Annotated in this window: 9 protein-coding genes and 1 other RNA gene; 2 read left to right on the top strand and 8 right to left on the bottom strand. The window is 72.7% G+C overall.

Annotation, left to right across the window (positions count from 1 at the left end; genetic code table 11):
* On the top strand, positions 1-459 hold a 459-nt coding region (locus tag D7V97_RS32445), incomplete at its 5' end, for a ribonuclease HI family protein (protein WP_233583369.1).
* 19 nt (positions 460-478) lie between these two features.
* Here the strand turns inward: D7V97_RS32445 and D7V97_RS32440 are convergent.
* The 7 genes from D7V97_RS32440 to D7V97_RS32410 form a co-directional block, all read right to left on the bottom strand.
* A complete protein-coding gene (locus tag D7V97_RS32440; protein ID WP_120614496.1) occupies positions 479-2248 on the bottom strand; it encodes a hypothetical protein in 1770 nt (589 codons plus the stop codon).
* Complete coding sequence (locus D7V97_RS32435) at positions 2245-4566, bottom strand: J domain-containing protein (protein ID WP_120614497.1); 2322 nt, start codon at positions 4564-4566, stop codon at positions 2245-2247. Before D7V97_RS32435 ends, D7V97_RS32440 begins: the two co-directional genes overlap by 4 nt.
* On the bottom strand, positions 4563-6098 hold the full coding sequence (locus D7V97_RS32430) for a S16 family serine protease (RefSeq protein WP_120614495.1): 1536 nt from the start codon (positions 6096-6098) through the stop codon (positions 4563-4565). Before D7V97_RS32430 ends, D7V97_RS32435 begins: the two co-directional genes overlap by 4 nt.
* Before the next feature lie 7 nt (positions 6099-6105).
* Positions 6106-7911, bottom strand: a complete 1806-nt coding sequence (locus D7V97_RS32425) for an Hsp70 family protein (RefSeq protein ID WP_120614494.1) — start codon at positions 7909-7911, stop codon at positions 6106-6108.
* 46 nt (positions 7912-7957) lie between these two features.
* The gene (locus D7V97_RS32420) at positions 7958-8452 is read right to left on the bottom strand and encodes a hypothetical protein (RefSeq protein WP_120614493.1); all 495 of its coding nucleotides are present in this window, start codon (positions 8450-8452) and stop codon (positions 7958-7960) included.
* A 149-nt stretch (positions 8453-8601) separates the two neighbouring features.
* A complete protein-coding gene (locus tag D7V97_RS32415; protein WP_120614492.1) occupies positions 8602-9378 on the bottom strand; it encodes a tRNA(His) guanylyltransferase Thg1 family protein in 777 nt (258 codons plus the stop codon).
* The gene (locus D7V97_RS32410) at positions 9365-9814 is read right to left on the bottom strand and encodes an AAA family ATPase (RefSeq protein WP_120614491.1); all 450 of its coding nucleotides are present in this window, start codon (positions 9812-9814) and stop codon (positions 9365-9367) included. Before D7V97_RS32410 ends, D7V97_RS32415 begins: the two co-directional genes overlap by 14 nt.
* Before the next feature lie 181 nt (positions 9815-9995).
* On the opposite strand from D7V97_RS32410, the gene rnpB reads away from it, so the two are divergent.
* An RNA gene (gene rnpB, locus D7V97_RS32405) (RNase P RNA component class A) lies at positions 9996-10389 on the top strand.
* Positions 10390-10398: 9 nt separating this feature from the next.
* On the opposite strand, the gene D7V97_RS32400 is transcribed toward rnpB, so the two are convergent.
* On the bottom strand, positions 10399-10962 hold the full coding sequence (locus D7V97_RS32400; RefSeq protein ID WP_120614490.1) for a hypothetical protein: 564 nt from the start codon (positions 10960-10962) through the stop codon (positions 10399-10401).
* Between the last annotated feature and the right edge of the window lie 78 nt (positions 10963-11040).

The raw sequence follows: 11040 nt of genomic DNA, 5'->3' as shown, positions 1-11040 counted from the left end.
GAGTCCCCCTCCCCCACCGTGGAAGCCTCCGCGCCCGTCGCACCGGGCGGAGCGCTGAGCCGCGTGCGCGTCTATTCGGACGGAGCGGCGCGGGGCAACCCGGGGCCGGCCGGCGCGGGCGCGGTGCTGATGGACACGGAGGGCGCGGTGGTGGCGCGCTTGGGCCGGTTCCTGGGCACGCAGACGAACAACTACGCCGAGTACATGGGGCTCTTGCTGGGCCTCCAGCACGCGCGCAGCCTGGGCGCGCGCGAGGTGGAGGTGTACGCCGACAGCGAGCTGCTCATCCGCCAACTGGATGGCCGCTACCAGGTGAAGAGCCCCACGCTGAAGCCCTTGTTCCTGGAGGCGAAGAAGCTGCTCGCCACCTTCAGCAAGGTGAAGCTCGCCCACGTGCCCCGCGCGCAGAACGCGGAGGCGGACGAGATGAGCAACCGCGCCATCGACGAGCGGATGTAGCCCGCCGCTGACACGGCGCTCAGGGCACGCCGGCCCCCGCCACGCCCCGCGAAGCCCCCGGACGCGGCCATCGCTCCAGGGCGACGGTGACCGGACCGGGCAGCAGCGCGTCGCGCTTCACGAGGGCATAGGCCTTGTCGGCGTTGGCGCCCGAAGCCTCCAGCCTGCGCGCGACCACGAGCTGGAGCGCCGCGCGCTCGGACAGGTCCAACGCTTCGAGGGAGTCCACGGTCCGGGTGCCCCGCACCGCGTCCCGCAGCTCCGCGAAGCTGAGGTCCACGCCCGACGCCTCCAGGGTCCGCGCGGCGAGCGCGGAGTCCCCGAGCCGCTCGAACTCGCCCGCGAGCAGCACGCTCGCCTCCGTGCCCACGCGGATGAAGGCCGGGGCGTCGAGGTTGGCGCAGATTCCAGCCACGGCCTCCGCCCCCTTGGGCAGCGCGGTCAGCACCCAGACCGCCTGCTGGACGACCTGCGTGTTGGAGCCGTAGGCCACGTCGCGGGGCACCGGCTCCCCCAGCGACGCCGCCAGCAAGGCGCGCAGCACCGGCTGGCGCTCCTCCTCCGCCGCCTTCGTGACGAGGTTTCGCAAGAGGGAGGCCTCCGTGCCCAGCGAGGCCTGTCCCACCAGCCTCGCGTACAGGAGCACGTCGTCCCAGGACACCTCCCCGTCCTTGTTCCCGAGCAATCGCCCGGTGAGCCGGCGCGCGGCCTCCTCGCGGCGCCCCAGGGCCACCAGCACCTGCGCGTGCGTGTCCTGGAAGAGGGGGTACCGGGGATCCTCGTCCTGCTCCATCGCGTCGAGCAGCACGAGCGCCTCCGCCCAACGCCGCTCGCTCACGTAGCGAGAGGCGAGCCCCCAGCGTGGCGCGTGCTCGCCGGGATGGGCGCGCCGCAACGCCTCAAGCCGCGCCGTCGCCTGGGGACCGGGCTCGGTGCGCGCGAGCAACACGGCCCGCATCACGGAGCCGGGCTCTCGCGCGAGCGCGGCGGCGTAGTAGGCGCGGGCCTCCTCGTTGCGGCCGGCACGCCGCATCTGGTGCATCCACATCCGCTGCGCGCCGTAGTCCTCCGGGTCCGCATCACGCAGGGCCCGCGCGGTGGCCACCGTCGCGGAGACCCCTTCCACCGGCTCGAGCGCCATCATCGACGCGATGACCCCCTCATGGATCCACGGCGTCTCCGGCAGGGCGCGCAGGACGGCCCGCGCCAGGCGGTCCGCCTCGGCGGGGTGGTGGGTGCTCAGCAGCCAGTTGACGCTCGTCTTCCAGCCGCCCGGCGCCAGGCCCAGGTGCGTGCGCGTTGTCGAGCCGCGATCCTCTTTGCGCATCGAGATGCTGGTCGGTGGATCCGTGAGCGCGAAGTCCACGTTGTCGAGCTGGAGCCATGGCGTTCCGGCCAGGGGCTGCACCGGCGGCGCGGACGCGTCGCCCTGGGGCGAGCTCGTGTAGTGGATGGACTCCCAGAAGAGGGGCGCCGCTCCCAGCACGTTGTAGACAAGCTGGCCCTTGTGGGTCACGTACACGGTGTCGTGGACCAGGGGGGCCTCGCCCGCGCGGACGTCCACCTCCCGCAGCCCGGTGCGCAGGTGGCGCTTCACGTGGCCTCCCGACGCGAGCTCGAAGGGCTCGCCGTCGACGGAGACCTGGACCGGCACGTCGAGCCCGTTGACGAAGAGCACGCCCTCGTAGCCGCTCACGAACAGGAAGAACACCACCAGCACGAGCGCGCTGGCGCCACCGCCACCGAGCAGGAGGTGGCGACGGCGCGGAGAATTCGAGGGGGCGCTCACGGCGTGGCCTCCTGGGCAAGGGTCGAAGCGGTGAGCAGCAGCGGGCGGGGGTTGCCGGTGCCGGGCAGGTGCCAGCGGTCGACCCAGGCACGGAAGAGGGCCTCGGCGACGTGGGGGTCCGCCGGGGAGGAGACCGGGACCGCGAGCTCCAGCGACAGGATGGGGGCGTCGCTCCCGGGCGACGTCACCGTCACCGACCAGACGGCCTCCACGGGCGTGGCACCCGCGCCGGACCGCAGGCGCTCCTGCACGCGCAGGGTGCGCAGGGGAGGTCCCTCGCGGGGCGAGGTCCGGCCCGCGTCCACGAGCAGCACCCCCTGCCCCAGGGCCTCATCCATCCGCCGCTGCCAGGCTGCCACGAGCTGCTCTTCGCGCGAGGACCGGGCGGCGGCGAGCGCCTTGGCGGTGAACCCTTCCGGGAGCGCGTCCGGCGCATCCGCCGCCGTCCACTCCACCACCACGCGCCGGCTGTGGTCGCGGGCCACCGCCTCCAGGAGGTCGGCGAAGAACGGGACGGAGGGGGCCGCGGCGCTGCCCGGGTCGAGCCCGGCCGTGAGCCGTTCGCGCGCGCGGGACAGCTCCGCGTCCACACGCGCCTGGGCCCGCGGTGCGAAGCGGGCCTCGGGCAGGTCGCGCAGATAGGCGAGCGTGGGGCCGAGGTCCCGCTGGTTCAGGGCCAGTCCCCAGATGTTTTCGTCGACTGCTCGCGCATGCGGCGCAACGGACAGGGCCACCACTAACGCCGCGCCCGCCGCCGCCGCGAGCATGCCTCGCACGGGGAAGCGGGCCCGCCCTTCGGCGCGCACGTGGCCGCGCGATCCGCCGCGCGCCAGTAGCGTCGCGGGCAGTTGCTCCACCCCGCTCTCGGCGTCGAGCATCCCGCGGTTGAGCAGCTCGAGCACGCGGCGACGCCGGCCGAGCAGCTCCTGGGCGAACAGCTCCGCCTTCTCCTCGCCGCGCATGGGCACGACCAGTCGCAGTTGGCTGAAGCGCAGCTGGACGGAGGTGTGTGAGTAGACGCCGTTGTTCTGGTGGTTCAGCAGCTTCACGTCCTGAAGGTGCACGAACGGCCACACGATGAGGCGGTCGCCCGTCACCTGCACCAGATGCAGCGGGTGGATGGTGGTGAACTTCCCGAAGGGAGTCTCCGCCGCGCGCAGGAAGGCCCGCGCCGCCGCCACGGTGGCCACCGAGAGACCGGCCGCGATGACGGTGAACCCAACCCAGTCGAAGACGCCGCGCACGTCGGGCGAAAGGAAGCAGAAGGCCAGGCTGAGGAGGGTGGCCACGGCCAGGCTGAACGTGAGGATCGCGGGCCACGCCCACGTCCCCAGGGTGCGCCAGCCCCCCAATCGCTCGGCCTCCGCCTCCAGCCACTCGCGGCCGGGTTCCGGCAGCGCGTCCACGTCCACGGTGACGCGGACCGGATAGGCGACCTCCGTGGCGCTGTCCGGGTTGATGCGCCGGCTGCGTTCGAGCAGCCGGTTCGCGGCCTCCGACTTCTGCTGGGCGAAGAGGTTCGCGGCGGCGGCGGCGAGCCGGCCTCCCGTCCACCGGCGCAGCTCTTGGTCCGCGTCCCGGGGCACCGCGGCCTCAAGCCCGTCCAGCTCGCGCTTCGCCTCGGCGTCCCGACCGTGATGCAGCATCATCGCGGCGCGGCGCACCTTGAGGGCGAGCACGTCCATGGGCTTCACGCCGGGCAGGCCCTGCGCCTCCGCGAGCGCGCCGAGCGCGTCCCCCACCTGGCCGAGCTCCTCGAGGCACTCGGCCAGCGCGATGCGCGGGCCCACCTGCGCCGGGCCCAGCTTGCCGGCCCGCCAGAAGGCATCCGCCGCGTCCTTCAGCCGTTGGAGCTGGTGCAGGGCCCAGCCCCGGTGCAGGTGCGCCTCCCAGTCCTCCGGGCGCTGTGCCACCAGGAGGTCGAACTCGGCGAGCGCCTCCTGGGGGCGCCCTTCGAAGAGAAAGTGCCGCCCCAGCAGGTCGCGCGCCTCGTGCGACCCGGGCTGTTCCGCGAGGAGCTGGGTGAGCACCGCGCGGCCCGCCTCCTTGTCGTCCGCGTTGAACAGGTCGATGGCCTCCCGCAGGCGCGCCGCTTCCGGGCCCTCCTCCGAGGCGCTGTGGCTCGCGTCCCAGGCCTGGCGCGCCTCCGGGTCGGAGAGCAGCTCGTAGGCCTCACGCAGGCGCCGGAACTCCTCCGGGAAGGTCTCCGGCGGGTGCTGCCGCACGCGCTCGAAGTAGGCCTTCTTGATGGCGCGGGCGTCCGCGTCCCTGGGCAGACCCAGGACGTCATAGGGGCTCTTCTGGGGCTCGCTGCTCACCGTCGGGTCTCTCCCGGCGCGTCCGCGGCCGCACGCACGGCCCGCCACGCCTCGTCCAGCGTATCCACCGCGATCAGGCGCAATCGCCCGGACACCTCGGGCGGCAGGGCCGCCACGTCCTGCAGGTTGCGTCGCGGGTACAGCACGCACCGGATGCCTTCCAGGTACGCGGCCACCAGCTTCTCGTGCACCCCGCCCACCGGACGGACCTCGCCCGACAGCGTCACCTCGCCCGTGGCGGCCAGCCGCGCGGGGAGCGGACGCTGCGAGTAGGCGGACAGCCCCGCGAGCGAGAGCGCGAGGCCGCTCGACAGGCCGTCCTTGCCCACCTCGGTGTCCGTGTAGTGCAGGTGCAGGTCGTAGCGGGCGACGAGCTCCCCCAGGCCCAGCGCGGGTGCACGCGCGCGCAGCACGCTGAACGCGACGTCGGCGGCCTCCTGCCCTTCGGGCCCCACGCGACCGCTGCAACGGAGCACGCCCCGTCCGGGCACCGCCACGGCTTCCAGCGGCGAGACATGGCCTCCTTGCGGATGCCAGCCCAGCACCCCGACGCGGCCCACGGCGGAGAGGTCGCGAGCGAGGACGCGGCGACGCTCCGCGAGCTCGGCTTCGCGGCCCGCGGCCACCGGGCCTTCACCGTTCGCGGCCGCGCGTGCGTAGAGCGCCTGCGCTTCGTCCAACGCGGGCCCGGCGCTCCGTGCCGCTTCGAGCAGATGATCGCCCAGGCGCAGCGCGGCGGCACCGGGCGCCCCCGGCATCCCGAGCGCGGCACGCCACGCGGCCTCCACCTGGGCCGAGGGCCGCCCTTCGAGCCCCAGCAACTCGGCGCGAAGGAGCGCCGCGGCGGCGCTCGCACGGGCCGCGGCGGACGCGACCACGAGCTGCCGCTTCGCGTCCGGGAGCGCCCCCCGACCGAGGGCCTCGGCCACGGCCATCAGCCCGGCCTGCGTGAGCGCGGCGCGCGCGGTGGGCAGCGCGAGCGCCTGGGCGGCCTGCTCGACCGGGGGCGCGTCCAGCATCGCGGTGGTGGCCGGAAGCCCGAGCGCCGCGCGCGCCCCCAGCACCGACTCCGCGAGGCGCGGGTCCTCGGGAGCGAGCGCGCGCGCCCGGCGCAGCGCGGGCAGGGCCACGGCCGGACGGTTCGTCCGCTCACAGAGTCGCGCGACGGCGCGCCAGGCCTCCAGGTCGCCCGGCGTGGCCACCGTCAACTCCAGCGCGTGCAGGAGCGCGTCGTCCGGCCGGTGCTCCTCGAGCAGCGCGACGAGCTCCGCGCGCGGCGACGCGTCCTGGGGCGACTGGCGCACGCACTCCTCCAGCAGCTTGCGGGCCTCCACCTGTCGCCCGTCGCGGGCCCAGGCACCGCACAGCAGACGGCGCGCCGCCTCGCCTCCGCCCAGGTCCAGGGCACGGCGCGCGTGCTCCGCGGCGCCCCGGAAGTCGCGCTCCTGGAAGAGCGCTTCGGCCAGGGCGAGCCGTGCGCCGGGTTCCGCGGGGCGAAGCACCACCGCGCGCTTGAGTTCGGTCAGCAGCACGCGCGGATCAGCCCAGGTCGAACAGCAGGTCGGTCAGCTCCGCGTCCAGGCGGGCCGCGGTGACACGGTCGCCCTTCGCCCGGGCCTCGCGCAGGGCGGCGCACAACGACTCCAGCCGGGGACGCACGGCAGCGGGCGCGGTCGCGATCCGCTCCGTCGCGGCGGTCAGCAGCGCATCCGCGTCGCTGTCCCTGGTGGCCGAAGCCGAAGCCGAAGCCAGGCCCGGTGCCGAAGCCGAAGCCGAAGCCGAAGCCAGGCCCGGTGCCGACGCCACGGGCGCTTCCCCCCATTCGCGCGCGAGCCGCTCCCGGGCTTCATTCCGCCGCTCGGGGCTGAGCCGCTGCGAGCGCTTGTCCACCACCAGCACGGCCTCCTTGCCGGTGGAGGCCACGCGGGTGGTGACGTTGAGGATGCCGTTGATGTCGTAGGTGAACGTCACCGCGACCTTCTCCGCGCCGGCCTTCGCGGGCGGCACGCCCTCCACCAGGTACTCGTCCAGGAGGATGTTGTCGCGCACCAGCCGCGCCTCGCCCTGGAACACGCGGATCTCCACCGCGCGCTGGCCGTCCGCCGTGGTGGCGAAGGTCTCCGTGCGCGACACCGGCACCGTCGTGTTGCGGGGGATGAGGGGGGAGAAGACGCCGCCCACCCGCTCGCGGCCCGCGCTCGCCTGCACCTCCACGCCGAGCGTGAAGGGACACACGTCCGTGAGCATGATGCCGCGCGCGGGGCTCACCGCGCCCGTCTTCAGCCCGGCCTGCAACGCGGCCCCGAGCGCCACCGCCTCGTCGGGGTTCACGCCTTCGCGCGGCTCGCGCCCGAAGTACTCCGCCACCAGACGGCGCACCAGCGGCACGCGCGAGCTGCCGCCCACCAGCACCACCTCCGCGATGGCCTTCCGGGACAGCTTCGCGTCGCGCAGCGCGCCCTCCATCGGTTCGAGCGTGGAGCGCACCAGGTCCGTCACGAGCCCCTCGAACCGGGCGCGCGTCACCTCCACCTCCAACGAAGCGGGGGCGCCCCCGCGACCGGGCGCGAGGAACGGGACGATGACGGGCGTGGACTCGACCGAGGAGAGGGCGATCTTCGCGGCCTCGGCGGCGGCCTTCAGCCGCACCTGCGCCGCGAGGTTCCCGACGAGCGACACCCCATGCTCACGCTCGAACTGCGCCGCGAACCAGGCCGCCAGCAGCTGATCAAAATCGCTGCCGCCCAGTTGGTTGTTGCCCGCCGACGCCTTCACGTCCAACACGCCCTGGAACATCTCCAGCACGGAGACGTCGAACGTGCCGCCGCCCAGGTCGTACACCAGCACGTACTGTTCGGCGTCCAGGTGGTTCACGCCGTACGCGAGCGCCGCGGCGGTGGGCTCGTTGAGCAGCCGCTCCACCTTGAGCCCCGCCAGCTCACCCGCGTCCTTCGTCGCCTGGCGCTGCGCATCGCTGAAGTAGGCGGGCACGGTGACGACGGCCTCCGTCACGGTGCCGCCCAGCGCCCGCTCGGCGTCCTCGCGCAGCGCTTTCAGGATGAGCGCGGAGATCTCCGTGGGGCTGTAGCGCCGGTCCCCCAGCGTCACCGGCAGGTCGCGCCCCATGCGCCGCTTCACCTCCGCCACGGTGCGCTCGGGGTGCACGAGCAGCTGCGTGCGCGCGGACTCGCCCACGTGGAGGCGGCCCTCCGAGTCCAGGCCCACCACCGACGGAGTGAGCCGCTGGCCGAGCCGGTTGGGCAGCAGCGTGGGACGGCCCGCGCCGTCGAGCGCGGCCACCAACGAGTGGGTCGTGCCCAGATCGATACCAACGACATGACTCATGGAAAGAACACCCGGGCCTTTCGCCAGGACGACCGCGAGCGATGGGCTAGGACTCCGGCGGAGTCCACGGCTGGGCGGGCGCGGCGACGGCGGCCACGGGCGCCGAGTACATGCGGCGCAATTGTTCCAGCCCCTCCTCGCTCACCCCCGCCTCCCGGGCGATCTCCAGCGCGCGCTCCGGCGACGCGTGGGTGACCCACTTCCAGGTGTACGAAGCGATGAGCCCTCCGATGCAGGCCAGCGCGAGCACGCCCGGCACGATGAGGTCCTGCGAATCGTGGCTCGTGAAGCCGATGAGGCCGAAGACGAGCGAGCCGAGCCCCACGACGATGAACAGCATGCGTGCCCACGCCATGAGCACGGACTTGCCGCTCATGCCAATGGCCTGCCCGCGCCAGCCGTTGCCCTCCTGGCTCACGACGAGCCAGCCCTCCAGCGGGATGAGCGGCACGAAGTTGATGTGCCCGAACTTCGTCGCCACGTAGCCCAGGCCCGGAACCTCATCGACCTTGCCGTAGAGCCTCGAACCGAAGATGACCATGAGCTTCCCCCTCGAAACCTTCGCGCCGTGCCCCAGGGCACCCGGTGGCGCGAGCGCGAATCCTGCGGCACCCGGCCGAACGCGCGCAATCCCCCACCCCGGGTCGGACAGCGCCTCACGGGCCAGGACTGGCATTGCCGGAAAGAGCCTTACACCCGCTCGAACGTCACGCCCTCCAGCAACGCCAGGATGAAGGCGTCGTACGCGTCCTTCATCGGCAGCGCGTCATCCACCTTGATGCGGCGGCGCTCCGCGAGGACCGTCTCCCCCGTCCTCGGGTTGCGCGCCTCCTTCGCGTACGTCTCCCGGTAGAGCCCCGTCCCGCGCTTCTGCCAGGTCGGCAGGTCGTTGAAGTTCACGCCCCGCTGGAAGAGCAGCTCGTTCTTCTCCGCCACCGACAGGCGCATGAGCATGTTCGTCGCCTCCGCCACGCCCTTCCCTTCGCGGCGCAGGCTCCAGTAGCAGTGCGCGTTCAGCGCGTTGCGGTGCGCGTCCTCGCTGCGCCAGCGGAAGTAGTCGCGCACGAGCCCCGCGTTCGGCAGCTCGCAGATGCGGCAGTCGAACGCGGCCAGGTCCCCCAGCAGCAGCGAGAACTTCGCGCTCGCCTCCCCCGCGAGGATGGAGTTGAGCTTGCGCGTCTTGCGCCCGAAGGTGTCCTCGTCCGGGTGGAACAGCAGCGAAATCTCATCGCTCTGCGTGTAGCCGTAGACGACCCGGAAGCCGCAGTCCATCAGGTGCCCGGTCGTCGCGACCATCATGTCGCGCACGCGCACGTCGAAGGGACTCTCGAAGGCGTGCACCTCCTTCGTCAGCCGCGTGAAGCCGCGCCCATCGATGCGCGCCACCATGAACACGCCGGGCAGCACGCACAGGTCATGCGCGGTCTCGAACACGCGCATCTTCTCGTCGAGCTCATCGAACTTCACGTTGCCACTCCTCCACGGAGAAACCGTCCTGCGACAGCCGGACGAAGAAGAGCGCGTCGAACCCCTCTTCCGGGCTGGGGACCTGCAACCGCTTGTAGGTCCCGAGCACGCCCACCCACGGCACGCGCTGCTCCACCGGGCGCTGGTCGTTGCGCAGGAGCGCGTCCGCCACCTTCGACTGGAAGTAGAGCCCCACCACGCGGAAGCCGAACTGCTTCGCGGCCGCGATGTACCGGGAGCGCTCCGCCGCCGTGGGGTTGGTGTTGTCCACCACGAAGGGCTGCTTCGCCTCCAGGCACGCGCGCAGCAGCACCTTCTCCCGGTGCCGCGTCTTGAGCATGTCCAGGCTCAGGCGGACGTGGGTGGTGAAGAAGCGCTCCCGGTAGAAGGTGCTCTTCCCCGCCCCCTGGATGCCCGTGAAGATGACCGCTTCCATCCCGTCCCTTCCCTCCCGCGCGACCGCTCGCGGGGACTCCGGGACGCCCGGGCGCGGGGAAACCCGACAAGCCCCCGGACGCCCACCCGCTGGGGCCGGGTACGGCGTACGGCGGGCGCTCGACATCGTCCCATCCTGAAGGTGGACCCGCGCGGGCCGCTGGGGTATCCCCGGAGGTGCCGGAGCGGTCCGGGTGAACGCCGGCCATCGCAGGCATGGATGGCGGGAGGAAAGTCCGGGCTCCACAGGGCAGGGTGCTGGCTAACGGCCAGTCGAGGCGACTCGCAGGAAAGTGCCACAGAAAACAGACCGCCTGTCCTCGCAAGGGGGCGGGTAAGGGTGAAACGGTGCGGTAAGAGCGCACCGCGTCCGGGGTGACTCGGACGGCTCGGTAAACCCCACCTGGAGCAAGAGCCAATAGGAACGCGTCCCCGAAAGGGGACAGGGATGGCCCGTCCTACGCGTTCGGGTTGCTCGCTGATGAGGTCCCTGGGCAACCAGGGCCCTAGATGAATGTTCATCGCCCATCCCGAAAGGGGTGGGGACAGAACCCGGCTTACAGGGCCGCTCCGGTTTTTTCCCTGTCATCCGCCCACGGGGACCTGCGCCAACAGCAGGCGCCCCCGGCCGTCGTTGCGCACCGCCTCCGGGTTGGTGATGGGCAGGCGCGCGTCGTTGCGCGGCTCCCACAGCCCCATCCACACGTTCACCGCGCGCGGCGTGGCCCCCTGCGGCAGGGCGATGACGAACTCGTCCTTCACCGTCTCCCCCACCTTCCACTGCGTCGTGGGGTACAGCCCGCCCGCGGGCTTGTGGTCCACGTTGAGCCGCTCCATGCGCCCGTCCGCGTCCTCCAGGTGGACGAAGACGAGGTAGTCCTCCTCGATGGGCTGGAGCACCTTGAAGAAGACGGTGACGCGCGCCTGGTCCCCGGTGGGGATGCGGCCCGGCTGCACCGACGCCCCCACCACCTCCACCTTCCCGCCCAGGTTGGCGCCGCTACGGATGGACAGCGGGGGCACCTGGGTGACGGTGGCCGCGCGGCGCTCCTCGGGGCTGGCCCCTCCGGGGGCCTCCACGATGCAGGCGCTGGACGTGCCCAGCAGGACGGTGGCGGACAGCAGGACGTTCAGGGTCGGAAGGCGCATGGCGGAGGGCCGTTCTAGCCGGCCACGGGCGCTGCATCCAACTGCGTGTTGGTGTATGCGGAGCGGCGATGATGACCC

It is taken from the genome of Corallococcus sp. CA053C (assembly GCF_003611675.1).
Classification (GTDB): domain Bacteria; phylum Myxococcota; class Myxococcia; order Myxococcales; family Myxococcaceae; genus Corallococcus.
This window is presented reverse-complemented; position numbering and strand designations above follow the sequence as displayed.